This is a genomic window from Brevundimonas sp. NPDC058933 (assembly GCF_049315965.1).
Lineage (GTDB): Bacteria > Pseudomonadota > Alphaproteobacteria > Caulobacterales > Caulobacteraceae > Brevundimonas.
In genome coordinates this window covers 813,027-830,551 of the sequence record NZ_JBMOSL010000001.1, presented here as the reverse complement: position 1 = coordinate 830,551, position 17,525 = coordinate 813,027, and the positions used below count along the sequence as shown (strand labels likewise).

The 17,525-nt window shown below is 66.1% G+C and carries 16 protein-coding genes and 1 tRNA gene; 8 read left to right on the top strand and 9 right to left on the bottom strand.

The features are described from left to right. Positions 1-24 precede the first annotated feature (24 nt). Complete coding sequence (locus ACOZBP_RS04030) at positions 25-1,251, top strand: class I SAM-dependent methyltransferase (protein WP_422675155.1); 1,227 nt, start codon at positions 25-27, stop codon at positions 1,249-1,251. Positions 1,252-1,260: 9 nt separating this feature from the next. Here the strand turns inward: ACOZBP_RS04030 and ACOZBP_RS04025 are convergent, their stop codons facing one another. Genes ACOZBP_RS04025 through ACOZBP_RS04015 form a run of 3 tightly spaced genes read right to left on the bottom strand, consistent with a single transcriptional unit; the run spans position 1,261 to position 3,898 of the window. Continuing rightward, positions 1,261-2,427: a glutathionylspermidine synthase family protein gene (locus tag ACOZBP_RS04025; protein WP_422675154.1), complete on the bottom strand. Its 1,167-nt coding sequence runs from the start codon at positions 2,425-2,427 to the stop codon at positions 1,261-1,263. A 3-nt stretch (positions 2,428-2,430) separates the two neighbouring features. Beyond that, on the bottom strand, positions 2,431-3,186 hold the full coding sequence (locus ACOZBP_RS04020) for a PspA/IM30 family protein (RefSeq protein ID WP_422675153.1): 756 nt from the start codon (positions 3,184-3,186) through the stop codon (positions 2,431-2,433). Positions 3,187-3,202: 16 nt separating this feature from the next. Continuing rightward, positions 3,203-3,898 carry a YjfI family protein gene (locus tag ACOZBP_RS04015; protein WP_422675152.1) on the bottom strand — a complete coding sequence of 232 codons (696 nt, stop codon included), beginning with the start codon at positions 3,896-3,898 and terminating at the stop codon, positions 3,203-3,205. Positions 3,899-4,033: 135 nt separating this feature from the next. Between ACOZBP_RS04015 and ACOZBP_RS04010 the strand changes: the two genes are divergently transcribed. The 3 genes from ACOZBP_RS04010 to ACOZBP_RS04000 are packed head-to-tail and all read left to right on the top strand — an operon-like array spanning position 4,034 to position 5,741. After that, positions 4,034-4,681 (top strand): DUF2491 family protein, encoded by a 648-nt coding sequence (locus tag ACOZBP_RS04010; RefSeq protein ID WP_422675151.1) that lies wholly within the window; start codon positions 4,034-4,036, stop codon positions 4,679-4,681. 23 nt (positions 4,682-4,704) lie between these two features. Beyond that, a complete protein-coding gene (locus ACOZBP_RS04005; protein WP_114816733.1) occupies positions 4,705-5,118 on the top strand; it encodes a DUF350 domain-containing protein in 414 nt (137 codons plus the stop codon). A gap of 5 nt (positions 5,119-5,123) precedes the next feature. After that, on the top strand, positions 5,124-5,741 hold the full coding sequence (locus ACOZBP_RS04000) for a DUF1190 domain-containing protein (RefSeq protein WP_422675150.1): 618 nt from the start codon (positions 5,124-5,126) through the stop codon (positions 5,739-5,741). A gap of 6 nt (positions 5,742-5,747) precedes the next feature. On the opposite strand, the gene ACOZBP_RS03995 is transcribed toward ACOZBP_RS04000, so the two are convergent. From ACOZBP_RS03995 to ACOZBP_RS03980, 4 genes are all read right to left on the bottom strand, one after another. Next, positions 5,748-7,517 (bottom strand): amidohydrolase, encoded by a 1,770-nt coding sequence (locus tag ACOZBP_RS03995; protein WP_422675149.1) that lies wholly within the window; start codon positions 7,515-7,517, stop codon positions 5,748-5,750. Between the two features lie 94 nt (positions 7,518-7,611). Continuing rightward, positions 7,612-7,686, bottom strand: a tRNA-Val gene (locus tag ACOZBP_RS03990). Between the two features lie 85 nt (positions 7,687-7,771). After that, the gene (locus tag ACOZBP_RS03985) at positions 7,772-9,061 is read right to left on the bottom strand and encodes a dicarboxylate/amino acid:cation symporter (RefSeq protein WP_422675148.1); all 1,290 of its coding nucleotides are present in this window, start codon (positions 9,059-9,061) and stop codon (positions 7,772-7,774) included. Positions 9,062-10,266: 1,205 nt separating this feature from the next. Further along, on the bottom strand, positions 10,267-10,953 hold the full coding sequence (locus tag ACOZBP_RS03980) for an HAD-IA family hydrolase (RefSeq protein ID WP_422675147.1): 687 nt from the start codon (positions 10,951-10,953) through the stop codon (positions 10,267-10,269). A gap of 73 nt (positions 10,954-11,026) precedes the next feature. Between ACOZBP_RS03980 and glmU the strand changes: the two genes are divergently transcribed. After that, positions 11,027-12,394, top strand: a complete 1,368-nt coding sequence (gene glmU, locus ACOZBP_RS03975; RefSeq protein WP_422675146.1) for a bifunctional UDP-N-acetylglucosamine diphosphorylase/glucosamine-1-phosphate N-acetyltransferase GlmU — start codon at positions 11,027-11,029, stop codon at positions 12,392-12,394. Next, a complete protein-coding gene (gene rpiA, locus ACOZBP_RS03970; protein WP_422675145.1) occupies positions 12,391-13,074 on the top strand; it encodes a ribose-5-phosphate isomerase RpiA in 684 nt (227 codons plus the stop codon). Before glmU ends, rpiA begins: the two co-directional genes overlap by 4 nt. A gap of 50 nt (positions 13,075-13,124) precedes the next feature. On the opposite strand, the gene ACOZBP_RS03965 is transcribed toward rpiA, so the two are convergent. Together ACOZBP_RS03965 and ACOZBP_RS03960 are read right to left on the bottom strand one after the other, a co-directional pair. Next, positions 13,125-14,078: a hypothetical protein gene (locus ACOZBP_RS03965; RefSeq protein WP_422675144.1), complete on the bottom strand. Its 954-nt coding sequence runs from the start codon at positions 14,076-14,078 to the stop codon at positions 13,125-13,127. An 80-nt stretch (positions 14,079-14,158) separates the two neighbouring features. Continuing rightward, positions 14,159-15,097 carry a hypothetical protein gene (locus ACOZBP_RS03960; RefSeq protein ID WP_422675143.1) on the bottom strand — a complete coding sequence of 313 codons (939 nt, stop codon included), beginning with the start codon at positions 15,095-15,097 and terminating at the stop codon, positions 14,159-14,161. 180 nt (positions 15,098-15,277) lie between these two features. Between ACOZBP_RS03960 and gor the strand changes: the two genes are divergently transcribed. Then, positions 15,278-16,666, top strand: a complete 1,389-nt coding sequence (gene gor / locus ACOZBP_RS03955; RefSeq protein WP_422675142.1) for a glutathione-disulfide reductase — start codon at positions 15,278-15,280, stop codon at positions 16,664-16,666. A gap of 75 nt (positions 16,667-16,741) precedes the next feature. Continuing rightward, positions 16,742-17,485: a class I SAM-dependent methyltransferase gene (locus tag ACOZBP_RS03950; protein WP_422675141.1), complete on the top strand. Its 744-nt coding sequence runs from the start codon at positions 16,742-16,744 to the stop codon at positions 17,483-17,485. The last annotated feature ends 40 nt before the right edge of the window (positions 17,486-17,525 follow it).

Here is a 17,525-nt window from a genome sequence, read left to right as displayed (position 1 = left end):
CTCCTGCCGGGGCTTTAGCAAGCCATGACCACGACCTTCTATGGCGTCCAGAGCGAGAAGCGATCTCCATCGCCTGTCTTCGGTCTGCTTCTGCGTCTCTTGTCCGCGAACTGGACCTGGGGACGACTGACCCTCATCCTGCCTGACGGCAGCCATCGTCGCCTGGTCGGCAAGCAGCCGGGCCACGCGGCCGTGATGAACATTCGCAGCTATCGCTTTGCGGCCCGCGTGCTCAGGGGCGGCGATATAGGCTTTGCCGAGGCCTATATGGCGGGCGAGTGGGATGCGCCGGAACTGCCGGTCCTGCTGGAGACCCTGGTCAACAACTACGACCACATCCGGCGGCTGTTCGACGGCAATCCGCTGATGAACGGAATCAACTGGCTGGGGCACAGGTTCAACCGCAACAGCCGTCGCGGGTCGCGTCGTAATATTCATGCCCACTATGACCTCGGCAACGCCTTCTACGCCAGCTGGCTTGACCGCTCGATGACCTATTCGTCGGCGCGTTTCGAGCGCCCGGATCAGCCTCTCGAACAGGCTCAGCAGGCCAAGTACGCCGCCCTCGCTCGCATGATGGACCTCAGGGCGGGCCACAGCGTGCTGGAGATCGGCTGCGGCTGGGGCGGCTTCGCCGAGTTCGCCGCCCGCGAGATCGGGGCGACGGTCACCGGCGTGACCATTTCCCGCGAACAGCATGACTTCGCCCGCCGCCGCCTGTTCGAAGCTGGGCTGGCGGACAAGGCCGACATACAGCTCATCGACTATCGCGATGTGGCGGGGCAGTTTGATCGCGTGGCGTCGATCGAGATGTTCGAGGCGGTAGGGCGTGAGTACTGGCCGACCTACTTCGCCAAGGTCCGCAGCGCCCTGAAGCCCGGCGGACGGGCCGGCCTGCAGGTCATCACCATCCAGGACGCGCTGTTTGAAGAGTACGACGCTCGCACGGACTTTATTCAGAAATACGTCTTCCCTGGCGGCTCTCTGCCCTCGGAGGCGAGGCTGGCGCCTGTGGTGGCGGGCGCCGGTCTGGCCTGGGACCGGACGGAGCGCTTTGGACGCGACTATGCCGACACCCTCGCCGAATGGGCGCGCCGTTTCGAGGCGGCCTGGAGCGAGATCGGCCGGGCCGGCGCCGGCTTTGACGAGCGTTTCCACCGCCTTTGGCGCTTTTATCTCGCCTATTGCGAGGCCGGATTCAGGTCCACACGCACGGACGTCATCCAACTCACCCTGGACAGGCCGTCGTAAGCGGCCGGCTCAGTCGCGAATGAAGTGGGGCAGGAAGCGCGAGGTGTTGCGAGTGATCAGGCTGGTGTCTTCGCGCAGGCTCATGCCGGCGGCCTCGTCGCCGACCACCCAGGAACCGACGATGACATGGTTGCCGTCGAAGCTGGGCGGGTTGTGCAAAGCCTGACGAATCCAGCGGCCGCCGCCATAGCCGCCGTCGACGACCTCGGCGGTGCTGCGGCCCTGGTCGATCAGTTCGACATTGGCGCCCTCACGCGAAAACAAGGGCTTGCGGACATAGGATGATCCGAGCGCTGAATGCGCCGGGTCGTCCTCGAAATAGGCTTCCAGCAGGTTGGGGTGGCCCGCGTGGCGTTCCCACAGCAGGGGCAAAATCGCCTTGTTGGACAGGATGCTTTTCCACGCCGGTTCCAGCACCGTCACGCCCGCCGTCGGCAGGGGCGCGGCGTAGTCGTCGCGCAGCATCTGCTCCCACGGATAGAGCTTGAACATCGCCTGGATGATCCAGTTCTCGTGGTCCACGAACTGGCCGTCCGCGTTCAGGCCGATCTGGTCGATGGCCACGAACTGCGGGTCCAGCCCGGCCTGGCGCGCCAGGTCTTCGAGGAAGCGCACGGTCTGGCGATCCTCGACGAAGTTGGCGTCGGAACTGAAATGCACAAAGCCGCCGTCAGGGAAGATGGCGCGGAACCGGTCGACCAGCTTCTCGTGCAGGCTGTTGAACTGATCGACGTCGGCGGGCAGGACGCCCGCCTTGATCTGATCCTCCAGCCACAGCCACTGGAACACCGCCGTCTCATAGATGCTGGTCGGGGTGTCGGCGTTGTATTCGTAGAGCTTGGCCGGACCGGTGCCGTCATAGGCGAAGTCGAAGCGGCCGTAGAGCGACGGATCGCCCCGCTTCCAGCTGTCGGCGACGTAGTCCCGCATGGGCTCGGGGATGTCGAGCTGCTCCATCAACCGCTCGGACTGGACCGCCTCGGCGACCAGATCGAGGCAGAAGCCATGCAGTTCCTCGGTCGGCGCCTCGATCCCGTCCTCGACCTCGGCCATCGTAAAGGCATAGGCGGCGGTTTCGTCCCAATAGAGTTCGCCGCCGGTGTGACGCCAGGTGAAGCCGAGGCTTTCCGCCTGGGCGTCCCAGTCGGGACGGGGATCAAGGCGCAGACGTTGCATGGATCAGGCCGGGTCCTTGTCGGGCGTCGCCACGCCTTGAGTAGATTGACCAATGCGCGGGGTGACGATGGTCACGTCCTTCTGGGTCAGACGGGCCAGGACGTCGTCAGCCGAGGAATGGCCCGGCAGGATGCCGGCGTCGCGCAGCTTGGCGTCCAGATCGGCGCCGGTGCGACGGTCTTCCAGGGCCTGGTTCTCACGCAGTTTTTCTTCCTGAACGGCCTGACGCTGCTTGATGCGTTGCAGGCTGTCGGCGGCCGAGCCGATGCGCGACTGGGCGCCCGCCGAGTTCAGCGCCACCGAGGTTTGGGCGCGCTGGACGGACTCGTTGACCTTGACGATGTCGATCTCGCGACGAAGCGTCTCGATCTTCTGGTCAGTCGAGGCGATGGCGGTGCGCAGCCGCGCCTCAGCCGTCTTCATGTCCTCGATCAGCGGGCCGCGGCTGTTGATCTCGACTTCCAGTTCGGCGATGCGGCCGGCGACCTCGCGGGCCAGATCGGTCTTGCCCTGACCCAGGGCCGAGCGGGCCGAGCTTTCATACTTGGCGATCTGGTCGTGGAAGCTGGCCATTTCGTTTTCGGCCATGCGGCGGCGCGCCACCAGGCCGGCCAGGTCGTCGCGCGCCTTGCCCTGGGCGTTGTCGGCGTCGCGGATTTCCTGATCCAGGATCTTCAGGGCGTTGGCGTCGACGACGCCCTGGGCCGCGTCATGGGCGGTGCCGCGAAATAGGGCGGAGAGTTTTCTGAGCATGGACATGGTGGGGTCTCCGGGATCAGGCGGCGTCGGCGCCGAAGGTTTCACGCAGTTCGGTGGCGTCGATGGCGTTTTCCGCCAGGGTGCGCAACTCGATCAGGATGGTCTGCAGCGTCGTCTTGCACGACAGCTCGCCCATCAGCTCATAGACGTCCTCGCCGCCGACATTGGTGATGGCGAAGTTCGACAGGGGCACCACGCGCTGGGCCTTCAGCAGGAACTCGTTGAAGGCGTGGCGGTCGGCCTGCTCCGCCACGGGCCAAAGCAGCACCGAGCAGACGATCTGGGCCCCGCCGACGCTGAGATAGACCGGCAGGTCGCCGTATTCGTGCATCGTCGCCAGCAGAACGGGCTCGGCGCCCTCCAGCACGCGCAGGTTCATCTCGCCCTCGCGGACCAGGGGCGAGGCGTCCATCGCCTCCTTGATGGCCGGCACGGTCCAGGGGGTTTCGATCACGGCGTCCATGTGGTGGTCGTCTCCAGAAGTGATGGGATCAGAAGTGGGGCGGCGCGCCCGGCCGGCAAGGTCTCGTCCGGCGAGATGGGGGCCGCGGGTCGAATCGGTGATGATGGCGCGGACGGCCGCCTTGACGTCGTCGCGTGCGGCCTCGGGCACCCAGAGCTCCAGCTTGACCAGTCCGGCCTCGCGACGCGCCTGACGCCACGCACGAATGCGATCGGTCGCGGCGGAGGGAGGGGCGGGGGGCTTGGTCATGTTTCATGTAACGCGTAACATGAACGCTTGACATCGAGCAATGCAGGACGGAATTTCAGACCATGACCCGCATCATTCGGTCGCACCGTCTGTGTTCGCTCGCAGTCGGCTCGCGGCAGGCCTAGATAGTCGCCCATGTTCAAGAAGCTTTTCGGACAGTCGGACAAGGCCGCGCCCGCATCGCGGCTGGCGACGGTGCGCAACATCACCGTGGGCCGCACCGTGGCGCTGGACCCGCTGGCCTGGCGTCGGCTGGGCGACGAGACCCATTTCACCCTGGATCGCGACGTCCTGGATATCACGGCCCAGGGTCTGGTCACGCTGGACGGTGGGCAGTTCGTCCACCGCTTCTATACCGACGACCACGTCATGCTTCAGGCCATGAGCGACGACGAGGCGGGGGCCGAAAGCTACGACTTCAGCCTGTTCATCCCCTGGACCTCGGCCTATCCGCCGGGCGAGCGCGAACGCCGTATCTGGCGCGACCGCCTGTCGGCGCCGGTGTTTCATGGCGCGGCCGAGGAACTGCCCGACTATCCGCGCTTCTGGTTCGCCGAGAGCGACGCCGTCCAGCCGCCCGTCACTCTGTGGGAGACCATCTGGGACGACCGCACGGCGGTTACGCCCTATGCGAAGATCTTCCAGACCTGCATGCTGTACGGCCGTGATCTGGCGGGCGGACGCGAACTGATGATCGCCCTGGAGCAGCAGCCCGAGGGCGGCGAGACGACACACGAAATCATCATCGGCATTCCGCTGGAAATGGCCGAGTTTCGCGCCTGACGGCGCCTGGGGAGATGCAGCAGATGTTCGACTGGTTCACGTTTCAGCAGGGGGCGATCGCCTTCCTGATCGCCTTCGCCATGGCCGGGGTCTTCACCCTGGCGTTCAAGCTGATCTACCAGTGGGTCACGCCCTATCACGAGCATACGCTGATCCGGGAAGGCAACACCGCCGCTTCCATTGCTCTCGGGGGCGCCCTGATCGGATATGTCCTGCCCTTGGCCTCGGCCCTGTCGCACACCGTCAGCCTGATGGAGTTCGCCGCCTGGGCCCTGCTGGCGGGTGTCATCCAGATCCTGGTCTTCGTCACCATCAGCCGCATGGCCTTCCGCAACCTGGTCGTCCGCATCGAGGCGGGCGAGATCGCCGCTGCCGTCTATCTGGCCGCCATCTCTATCTGCGTGGGCTTGCTCAACGCCGCCTGCATGACGGCGTGACCGCGATGACCGATCCCAAGGACCTGCCGAAGACCGCAACGATGCGCCGGATGAAGCGCTCGCGCGTCCTGCACGTCAGCAGCCTGATGGCCACCGCCAGCTTCTCTCTGGCCGCCTGCGGGTCGCCCCAGCGCGTGGCCGGCCCCGAGCCTGAGCCCACCCCGGTCTATACCTCGCTGGACGAGTGCCGCGCCGCCAACGACATTTCGGACGCCGAATGCGACGCCGCCCAGGCCGCCGCCCAGAAAGCCGCCGCCGAGACCGCGCCGCGCTACGCCACCCAGTCCGAATGTGAAGGCCAGTGGGGCCCGTCCCAGTGCCAGCCGAACAACAGCGGCGGCGGCTCCTTCTTCACGCCGCTGCTGGCCGGCTTCGTCGTCGGCCAGATGCTGAACGGCGGCGGCTATCGCGGCGGCGGCCCGGTGTACCGCGACCGCGACAACCAGTATTCCAACGGCTACGGCGGCGGTTACGCCTATCGCGACTATCGCACGGGCAAGACCCTGACCAACGGCCGGGAATATGGCGACGTGGCCCGTCAGGCGCCCAGCCGGGTGCAGAGCCGCACCACGGTCGTTTCGCGCGGCGGCTTCGGCGGCGGCGGACGCGGCTACGGCGGCTAGGCCAGTCTAGCGGCGCCAGACCTCGCGGCCTTCTTTCCAGGTGGCCTGGACCTTGATCCCGGCCAGCCTGTCGGGATCGATGGTCATGGGGTTGTCGCCTAGCAGGGTCAGATCGGCCAGCTTGCCGACGGCCAGCGACCCCTTCCGGTCGTCCTCAAAGTGCTGCCAGGCGGCCCACAGGGTCATGGCCTTCAGGGCGACGTCGACCGGCACGCGCTCGTCGGGACCGAGAATATCGCCAGAGCGGGTGCGGCGGGTGACGGTGGCCGACAACACCCGCATGGCGTCCGGATTGGCCACCGGCGCGTCGTGGTGGGTGGTGAAGCGCATCCCGCGACGGATGGCGGAATGGCAGGGCGAGATGATCTCGGCACGGCGCGGTCCCAGCACCGAGTCCCTGTGGTAGTCGCCCCAGTAGAAGGTGTGCATGGGGAACAGCGACGGCACGATGCCCAGCGTCTTCAGCGCGTCCAACTGGTCCATCCGCGTGGTCTGACCGTGGATCAGGACCGGGCGGCGGTCCTTGACGCCAAGCTTGTTCGTCGCCTCGCGCACCGCGCCGATCAGCAGGTCGATGGCGGCGTCGCCGTTGGCGTGGACCTCGATCTGCCAGTCGTTTCTGAAGGCCAGTTCGACGGCGTCCAGAGCCTGTTGCTCGGACACGGCGGGATAGCCGCGATAGGAGGCGGGCTTGCCTTCGGGCGGGATGTAGTAGGGCTGCGACAGCCAGGCCGTCTTGCCCTGGGGCGAGCCGTCCAGCGTCAGCTTGACCCCGCCGATGCGGAACTTGCCGACATAGGTCTTGCGATACAGCGGCGTCGCCATGACGTCGGTGGAGGTCAGGATGTCGGGAAAGGACAGGATGTCGATGGGCAACTCGCCGCGCTCGGCCATGCCGGCCATCAGCTGACAGGTTCCGGTCGAGGACCGCCCGTCCTGGGCTGTGGTGTAGCCGAAGCTGGAATAGAAGCGGGCGCCTTCGCGGACCATCTCCATATTGGCCTGGGCGTCGAGGCGGGTGAATAGGGCGCCCATGACCGCAAACAGGGCGGTTTCCTCCATCACGCCGTCGGGCTGTTGCGAGCCGTCTTCCCGGCGAAAGGCGCCGCCGTCGGGATTGGGCGTCGAGGCGGTCACGCCCGCCGCCGCCAGCGCCGCGCTGTTGGCTGAACCCAGATGGCCGGACTGGTGCAGGAACAAGATCGGCACGCTGTCGGAGATGGCGTCCAGTTCTTTGCCGGTCGGGTGGCGACGCTCCTTCAACTGCGAGTCGTCATAGCCGAAGCCGATGACCAGCTGGGTCTCGCGGACCAGTTGCTCGTGCGCCTTCATCCAGCCGCGCGTGATGCCTTGCAGGGCCGGGATGTCGTCGCCCTGACCGTCAGGCGCGGGCAGCAGGTTGGCGTAGCGCGCCTGCAGCCCGACCATGGAGACATGGCCGTGCGGATCGAAGAAACCCGGCAGTAGTGTGCGCCCGTCCAGGTTCACCGTCTGGGCGCCACGGCCCACCGCAGCGCGTGCCGCATCCAGCGAGCCGACAGCGACGATGACGCCGTTCCGCACCGCCACCGCCTCGGCGGTCGGGGCGGCGTCCTCCATCGTCAGGATCGGCCCGCCGGTGAAGATGATGTCCTGGGACGCCTGCGTGGTCTGGGCCATGACGCTGCGGCCACCCAGCAAGGCGGCGCCGGCCGCCATGCCTGCTCCGGAAAGCAGGTGGCGACGACTGGTGGTCGAGCGGTCGATCAGACCCGCCCTGAGAACGCCAGAACCCATGGTCCGCTCCTCTCCTGCGCGCAGGCTACGCCGAAACCGCGAGGCCCGATAGCGCAGTCGCCGAGAGCGGCGCTGTTCAGTAGAAGGGAAGGGATGGTGGACGCGACAGGGATTGAACCTGTGACCCCCTCGGTGTGAACGAGGTGCTCTCCCGCTGAGCTACGCGTCCAGCGCAGAACGGCCAAATCGAAAAGGCTTGGGCCGTCGGGAGGCGCGATGTAGCCCGCGATTCCGACGACGGCAAGCCCATTCGATCAAATACCGGCGGCGCGCACCCCTTCCGGCGTTTCCGCCTCGGGATCGCCCGGCAGCCAGGCGACGTGCCCGTTATAGATGTCCTCGTTCAGGATGCCTTCCTCCTTGGCGACCAGGACGGGGACCAGCATCTGGCCGGTGACATTGGTGGCCGTACGCATCATGTCGATGATCCGGTCGATGGCGACGATATAGCCGATGCCCTCCAGCGGCAGGCCTGCCGTCGACAGGGTCAGGGTCAGCATGACGATACTGGTTCCCGGGACCCCCGCCGTCCCCAGCGACCCCAGCACCGCCGTCAGGCCGATCAGGACATACTGGGTCAGGCTCAGGTCGATGCTGAAATACTGGGCGATGAAGATCGAGGCGATGGCCGGATAGATGGCCCCGCAGCCGTCCATCTTCACATTGGCCCCCAGAGGCACGGCGAAGGCGGCATAGGCCTGCGGCACGCCCAGACGCTCGACCGTCTGGCGCAGGGTGATGGGCAGGGTGCCCAGCGACGAAGAGGTGGCGAAGGCCGTCTGCTGGGCCGCAAACGCTCCGCGGAAGAAGCTGGTGATCTTCAGCCCGTGCAGCTTCAGCAGCCCCGAATAGACGATCAGGATGTGGAACAGGCAGGCCGCGTAGATGGCGAAGATGAACTTGCCCAGCGGCAGCAGCGCCTCCCAGCCATAGCCGCCGACGACCGAGCCGATCAGGCCGAACACCCCGAAGGGCGTCAACTGGATCACCCAGCGGGTGATGCGAAACACCAGGGCCGCGCCTTCATCGATCAGCCGTCGCGCCGTCTGCGCCCGGTCGCCCAGCGCCACCAAGGCCGCGCCCATCAGGGCCGAGAAGAAGATGATCTGCAGCACCTTGCCTTCGCTCAGCGCTGCAAAGGGGTTGGTCGGCACTATGCCCAGCAGGACGTCCAGCGGCGTCGGGATCACCCGCTCCTTCACCTCGCCCAGCGGCAGGTTGGACAGGCCCACCCCCGGATTGATCAGATGCCCGAACGCAAAGCCGACCAGCACCGCCAGCAGCGAGGTTATGGCGAACCAGACCAGGGTCCGCACCCCCAGCCGCACCGCGCCGACCCCTTCGCCCAGCTTGGCGATCGAACTGGCGATGGTGAACAGCACCAGGGGCGCCACCACCATGCGGATCAGGTTCAGATAGACATCGCCGATCGGCTGCAGCCAGACCGTCGCCTGCTCCCGCAGGATCAGGCCGGCGATGATGCCCAGGGCGAAACCGGCGGCGGTCCGCTGCCAGAGCGGGATAGCGAAGAAGCGACGAAGCATGACGACCTTTGGGGAGGAGCGGTCAATCTATGTGTTTCGCGGGCAGGCGGACGGCAACCGCGACGGGCGCGATTGAAGGTTAGAAGTTCTGGTCGGTCATTTAGTTTTTCTGTTGCCTCAACCCGATCATCCCGGCGACGGCCGGGATCCAGATTATAGGACGCTGCGTCAGAACGCTGTCGCGGTTGGACGATTTCAAAGCCGCCGGTTGAGCTTGCTTTTTTGCCGTCTGAAAAACGTCTGGAAGGCACGCGGAAGGCAAAGGCTGCTCAGCCAGTGTCGGAACTATAGATGGGTAGGACTAGGCACCCTAACCCACACGACAACGGATCATTTTCGTGCAAGCGTCAGCGATCTGTCGGTATGCACGACGATAATGGGGTGGGAGAGGTCGGTGGCTTACTGGCTTGGCGTCCTTGTGGGCGCGATGATTTTCGTCTTCTTGTGGACCCGTCTTTGGCTCTGGCTCTTCAAGAAGTTCAGAAAAGCGCCTGAGTCGAAACGCGTCTTGCAAGCCTATGCGGTCGCGTATGTCACGGCTATAATCCTAGGCGGGGCAGGTTTCGCCGACGGTGGTCCTTGGGACGGTGGAACGGCCTTCCTGCATTATACTCCAGCCTTCATATTATGGGCGATCTTTGATCTGATCCGTCTGGGGCAACGTCGATGAACTGGCGTGAAGGGTTGCGTCGGATCGTAAAGGCTATCGGAATTGTCTATTGGGCAGGCGCTGCTTTGGTAGCGGGTATGATCTGGTACGACGAGATGCAGACATACTACCTGACCCGAGGATCAGTCTGGGAGTGGAACAACTTCTCCGACGCATTCAGGGCAGGATGTGTTGTTCTGGCTTGGGCGTTCGTTTGGTATCTCGTCGGCGTAGCTATAGTTCGCGGCGCTCGATGGATCAGCCAGGGCTTTGCAAAGGAGCCCTAAACGCCGCCAGTTTCTGGTTGAATTCACGCCGAACTACTTCGGTAATCTGGGCGACCTGCGTTGCTAGGGTCCTATCAATCTTGGGCCCCGGCGAGAACCGCGCAGCCAGCCAGCAGGGGCGTCTTGAGCTAAGGGTCAATTATTCGGGCCTGAGCCCCAAAGTGCCCTAAACACCCCCAGCCGAACTTCAGAGCGTCCGCTTCCGGGCCGCGTTCGGCATCTGGCCCGGTCTTCGCCGGGATGAGCGATGGAGGGGCGGGCGAGGGGCCTTAGCCCATCACCTGAGCCAACGCCGCCTCGAACCCGTCGTAGTGGTCGATCACCACGTCCCCGCCCAGCTGTTCGCGCGGCACGTCGTTGTAGCCAAAGCCGACGACGATGCAGGCCACGCCCGCGTCCTTGGCCGCCTTGGTGTCGGTGGTGCTGTCGCCGACCATGACGCAGCGGACCGGATCCCCGCCCGCCTTCTGCACCGCCTCATGAATATGCGCCCCGCTCGGCTTTCGCGCCGACACCGCGTCCGGCCCGGCGACGAAGGCAAAGTACCGCGTCAGGTCCAGCGCCTCGATCAGGGCGACCGAAAGGTCGGTGCGCTTGTTGGTCGCCACGCACAGGATGGCCCCGCGCGCGGCCAGCCGCTCCAGCGCCGGGACCACGCCGTCGAACACGGTGCTCTCGTCGGCGATGTGGGCCAGATAGTCCTCGATGAAACGCTCGAACAGGCCGGGCGCATGGGCCTCGTCCCAGGCCGCGCCCGCCTCCATGAAGCCATGACGCAGCAGGGCCATGGCCCCATGTCCGACCAGATGACGGGCCGAGGACAGGGGCACGGGCGGCAATTCATACTGGGCCAGCATCCGGTTCAGCGTGCCGATCAGATCGGGCGCCGAGTCCACCAGGGTCCCGTCCAGGTCGAAGGCGATGGTCCAGCCTTCCAGATCGCGTTCGATGCTCACTCTTGTCTCCCGGCTCGCGCAGACCCCGGCAATGGGCTAGATCGCGCAGGACGACAAGCCGCCGGATCGATTCATGACCGCACCACATCCCCAGACTCATCCCAGGGCCGCCATCATCCTCGCCGCAGGCCAAGGCACGCGGATGAAGTCGCCCCTGCCCAAGGTGCTGCATCCGGTGGGCCAGCGCGCCATGCTGGATCACGCCATCGACGCCGCCGAGGCCCTGGGCTGCGAGCGCATCGTCGTCGTCGTCGGTTCTCATTCGCCGGAAGTCCGCGACCACGTCGTCCGCCGTCTGGGCGAAGACTCCATCGCCGTTCAGGACCCGCCGCTGGGCACCGGCCACGCCGTGCGCGCCGCCGAGACCGTGCTGGGCGACTTCATCGGCCATGTGGTCGTGACCTATGGCGACGTGCCGTTGCTGAAGGCCGCCGACATCGAGCCGGTCTTCGCTGACATACACGAAGGCGTCACCGTCATCGGCTTCGAGGCCCGCGATCCCGGCGCCTATGGCCGTCTGATCCTGCAAGGCGACGACCTTCTGGCCATCACCGAGGCCAAGGAGGCTTCAGCCGAGGTTCTGGCTATCACCGCCTGCAACTCCGGCGTCATGGCCGCGCCGGTCGGCCTGCTCTTCGACCTGCTGGCCGAGGTGAAGAACGACAACGCCAAGGGCGAATACTACCTGACCGACGTGGTCGAGCTGGCCCGCAAGCGCGGCGCCCCGACCCGCGCCGTCTTCGCCGCCGAGGACTCTGTCATGGGCGTGAACGCGCAAGGCGAACTGGCGCAGGCCGAGGCCTTGTTCCAGCAAACCCAGCGCGAGCACTTCCTCGCGGCGGGCGTGACCATGTCGGCTCCCGACACCGTCCATTTCGCCTGGGACACGCAAGTCGGCGCCGGCACGACCATCGAGCCCTTCGTCGTCTTCGGCCCCGACGCCGTCGTGGCCGAGGGCGCGCGTATCCGCAGCTTCAGCCATATCGAGGGCGCCAAGATCGCCAGCGGCGCCGAGATCGGCCCCTACGCCCGCCTGCGCCCCGGCGCGGACCTGGGCGAGGGCGTCAAGATCGGCAACTTCGTCGAGGTCAAGAACGTCCGCATGGACGCCGGCGCCAAGGCCAACCACCTGGCCTACCTCGGCGACGGCCATGTGGGGGCCAAGGCCAACATCGGCGCCGGCACGATCTTCTGTAACTACGACGGCTTCTTCAAACACCGCACCTCGGTGGGCGAGGGGGCCTTCGTCGGCTCCAACTCGGCGCTGGTCGCGCCTGTGACCATCGGCGCGGGCGCCATGGTCGGCTCCGGCTCGGTGGTGACCAAGGACGTGGCGCCCGGCGATCTGGCGCTCGGCCGCGCCGAACAGACGACCAAGCCGGGCTGGGCCGCCCGTTTCATGGACACGATGCGCGCAAAGAAGGCGGCGAAATCCCAATGAGCGACCTGCAGAAGAAGAACGCCGGCGAAGCCGCCGCCGCCCATGTCGAGGCCGGCATGGTGGTCGGTCTGGGCACCGGCTCCACCGCCGCCTGGTTCGTCAAGGCGCTGGCGGCGCGCAACCTGCCGGACCTGCGCTGCGTCCCGACGTCCGAGCGCACGGCTGATCTGGCGCGCGAGCTGGGTCTGACCCTGTCGACGCTGGAGGACACCCCCCGTATCGACCTGACCGTCGACGGCGCCGACGAGATCGGTCCAGGTCTGGCCCTGATCAAGGGCGGCGGCGCGGCCCTGCTGCGCGAGAAGCTGGTGTGGGAGGCGTCTGAACGCTGCATCTGCATCGCCGACGCGGCCAAGGTCGTGCCGGTGCTGGGGACCTTCCCCCTGCCGATCGAGGTCGTCGCCTTCGGCCACAAGACCACCGCCAACCGCATCGCCGACGTCCTGGCCGACCACGACATCCCCATGCCCGCCCGCGTCCGTCAGGCCGACCGCGGCCTGATCCGCACCGACGGCGGCAACCTCATCTACGACGCGGCCTGCAAGGTCATCGCCGATCCGGCCCGCCTCGCCGCCGACCTGAAAAGCCTGACCGGCGTGGTCGAACACGGCCTGTTCCTCGACCTCACCGACCTGGCCATTATCGGCACGGACGAGGGGTTCGAGACGCTGAATCCCTGACCCGGGGCCTGCTCACCGACGACCGAAGCCGTCGGTGAGCGCGTTGGACCTCAGTCCTCGGTGTCCGAGGTCAGGCGGCCATGGGTGCGATGGATCGACGCGGCGATTTCGGTGTGCCCGGCGCGCACGCTCCTCAGGGTGCGCTGTGCGTCGTAGAGGCCGCCGAGATAGGCCTTGTCCCATTCTGTGAGCCCAGTCGATGCCGCCTGCGGGTCAGCGAACAGGTTGAGGATCGACGTGTAGCGGCTGGTGTCGGCCCTAGGGTCGATCTGGGCGAACGACACCATGGCGATGTAATCCGCGAGTTGGTCAATCGTGAGACCGTTCATCTTGTTGAGATCGACCAACACGAAGGTACGGAAGAGGTTGTCATGGACCTGGGTCGTCAGGCGAGATCCACTACGCATTTGCGTGTGGGGCGCATAGTTGACGCTTTGACCGCCCGCTCCATTGTCGTGACCGTCTCCGGGAAGACGGGTGGCTCGCATGCCGGTCACAGAATCGAAGGCCATGCTAACCTGCCACCAGCGGACCGGCATGTCTGACTGCGCGAAGCGTTGCAGTTCCGCACCGCCGCGATCCATGCCAGCGCCGTTCATGCGGAAGGCCCGGGGGCTTCGGTCGATCATGGCCTGGGCGAGTTGATCGGCATCATCCGTAGCGACAATGATGATGTTGGGCGCGCAGCCTGGCGTCCCGGGCCTGAGTCCGAGATCGTCGGCGACGGTGGACACGCGGTCCACCAGATATTGGGCGGCGTCATTCGAAAGATTGGCCGCTCCCACGCATACCGACCCTGACCAGCGTGCCAGCCCGCGGTTCCGGTTTGGCGCCGCCACCTCGTCGATAAAGCTGCGGATCATGGTGTCGAGACGGCGGCCGGTGACCTCGACGTCTTCAAGGCGAACCGCGCTCTCGACTTCCGGCGATGACGGCGGGGTGACGGTCAGCGGAGTCTGGCTGGGCGTGGACGCCAGCATGGCGGCGAGAGCAAAGGCCAACATTTCGAACACCTTTCCATATCTTCGTTACACGACGTTGGCCGCGCTGATCTGAAACGTCAGGTTTTCTGAATTTTCCGGCGTCAATCCGGCTGATCGGATTGCGATTGTTCGTGGGCCCGATGGATCGAGGCTGCGATCTCTGACTTGCCGGCGCGCAGGCTTTTCCGGGTTCGTTCCGCGTCATAGAGGCCGGCGAGATAGGCCCGGTCCCAGTCGGTCAGCCAGGCTGCGCCGTCCGGTTCGGCGAAGACGTTCAGAATCGAGGCGTAGGCGCTGGTGTCCGCGTCTGGGTTGATCTGCGCCAGCGACACCATGGCGATATAGTCCGCCAACTGGTTGATGTTCACGTCGCCCGTCTGGCTCACGTCCACGATGACGATGGTGCGGAAGATGTTGTCGACGATCTGGGTGGACAGGCGCGAAGCGGCGAAGACATTGATGGTTGGCGCAAAGTCAGACAGCGTCGTGCAGGCGTTGGTGCACTCACCCGGAATCCGGGTCGCTCGCATGCCGGTCTCAGAATCAATCGGCATGCTGACCTGCCACCAGCGCACCGGCCGATCCGTTTCCTGAAACCGGCGCAGGGCGGCGCCGCCTTGATCCATGCCCGATCCGCCCATGCGAAGCGCGCCCTTGTGCTGCTGGACCAGTTCCGCGGCCAGGGCACCGCCGTCTTCCGTGGCGATGATCATCAGGTTGGGCTTGCAGCCCGGCGCGCCCGGGGTAAGGCCGACGTCCTCGGCCACTGTCGAGACCCGGTCGACGAGATACTGCGCCGCCTCGCCGCGAAGATTGGCGACGCCCACGCAAAGACGCGTGTCCCACCGCGCGATGCCCCGGTTCGGATTGGGCGCGGCGACTTCATCGACGAAGGAGCGGATCAGCGAGTCCAGCCGACGTCCGGTCACTTCGACGTCTTCAAGCCGCACGGCGTCGGATGTTTGATCGGGCGTGACGGCGGCCGTCTGTTCCTGCGGAGCGACGGCGATCGCGAGGGCGGCGAGCAGCGAGGCGAACATGAACGCCTCCTTTCGTGAAATGTTGTTCGCCGAGGTTGAGCGTAATCGAGGGGCAGGTCAAATCCGCTTCGGCTTGCGCGGCGCGGCGCTCCTGCCTAACTGCGATGCTTGTGCGGGCGCGCCGATGCCTGGATGCGCCCCTTTGACTGACGCGCCGACGCGGCGCCCGGAGCTTGCGGAATGGCCGACGCTTACGACTACGACCTCTTCGTCATCGGCGCCGGTTCGGGCGGGGTGCGCGCGGCGCGCCTGACCGCTCTGGGCGGCAAGAAGGTGGCTGTGGCCGAGGAGTATCGGGTCGGGGGCACCTGCGTCATCCGCGGCTGCGTGCCCAAGAAGTTCATGGTCATGGCCTCCGAGGTCAGCCACGCGCTGGAGATCGCAGAGGGCTACGGCTGGTCCTTCGATAATGCGAAATTCGACTGGCCGACCTTCCTGGAGGCCAAGGACGTCGAGATCGCCCGCCTGTCGGGCATCTACGCCGCCAACCTGGGCAAGGCGGGCGTTGATCTGGTCCACGGCCGCGCCGTGATGAAGGACGCTCACACCGTCGAGATCGTCGGCAAGAACCAGACCTTCACCGCCGAGAAGATCCTGATCGCCACCGGCGGCCGCCCGTGGAAGCCCGAGGACCTGCCCGGCGTCGAACACGCCATCACCTCGGAAGAAGCCTTCCACCTGCCGGAACTGCCCAAGCGCATCATGATCGCGGGCGGCGGCTATATCGCGGTCGAGTTCGCAGGCATCTTTGCAGGGCTCGGCGTCGAAACCACCCTGATCTATCGCGGCCCGAACATCCTGCGCGGCTTCGACGACGACGTGCGCGCCCATCTGGCGGGCGAGATCGAAAAGCGGGGCATCAAGGTCATCCTGGGCTGCCAGCATACCTCGATCGAGAAGACCGAAACCGGTCTGGTCAGCCACCTCGGCAACGGCATGACGCTGGAGCATGACGTGATCATGTTCGCCACCGGCCGCGTCCCCCACGTCAAGGGACTGGGGCTGGAGAAGGCGGGCGTCGAGCTGAACGACGAGGGCGCCATCGCCGTCGATCCCTTCTCGAAGACCTCGGCGGACAACATCTGGGCCATCGGCGACGTGACCGACCGGATGAACCTGACCCCGGTCGCCATCCGCGAGGCCGTCGCCTTCCATGAGACGGTCTACAAGAACAACCCGCAGCATTTCGACTACGAGGCCGTCGCGACCGCCGTCTTCAGCCAGCCGCCGGTCGGCGTCGTCGGCCTGTCCGAGCATGACGCGCGTCGCGCCTGTTCGAACGGCGTCGATGTCTATGTCACTCGCTTCCGGCCGATGAAGTACGCCTTCACTGGCTCGGACGAGCGGGTGCTGATGAAGCTGGTGGTCGACGCCGAAAGCCAGCGCGTCGTCGGCGTCCACATCGTCGGCCCCGAAAGCCCGGAGATGATCCAGCTGGCCGCTATCGCCGTGAAGGCCGGCCTGACCAAGGCCCAGTGGGACGCCACCTGCGCCGTCCACCCGACCATGGCCGAGGAACTGGTGACGCTGAAGGAGAAGCAGTCCCCGGCGTCGATGTCGGCGGGCTGATCTTTACGGCAAGAGGCGGCTTGTCAGTCGCCTCTTGCACGCGCCTTATGCAGCCAGCTTTTCGGAGGTCGCCCCATGAAGTCCTGCCTGCTCGCCGCCGCCCTGTCGGCCCTGATGCTTGCCGGTTCGCCGGCCCTCGCACAGACCGCGCCGTCGTCTCTGGTCCAGAGCGCCGTCGCCGACACCCTGCGCCCTGCTGATGAGGTCGCCCGCGACCCCCTGCGTCATCCCGCCGAAATCCTGGCCTTCGCCCAGGTTCAGCCGGGCCAGCGCGTGGCCGACATCCGCCCGGGCGCCGGCTATTTCACCCGCCTGTTCTCGCGCGTGGTGGGCGAGGGCGGCCACGTCTACGCCTTCGTGCCGAACAAGACCGCCGAACGCGAGAACCCGCGCGCCGACGCCCTGGTCGCCGCCTATCCCAACGTCAGCCGCGTCAACGGCGACCTGGACGCCATGACCTTCGATGCGCCGCTGGACCTGGTCTTCATGAGCCAGGAATACCACGACTTCCACATCCCCCGTTTCGGCGTGGACGTGACCAAGATGAACGCGGACATCTTCAAGGCGCTGAAGCCCGGCGGCCTGTTCGTGGTCATCGACCATCAGGCCGCGCCCGGCGCCGGCAACACCGCCGTCGAGACCCTGCACCGCATCGAGGGCGCGCAACTGCGCCGTGAGGTCGAGGCCGCCGGCTTCGTCTTCGACGGCGAAACGTCGGCTGTCGCCAACCCGGCCGACGATCACAGCCTGAACGTCTTCGACGAGGCCATTCGCGGCAAGACCGACCAGTTCGTCTATCGCTTCAAAAAGCCGGGCTGAGTGTCGAACTGGTGACTGGCGAAGCGGGGCAGGGGGCGCT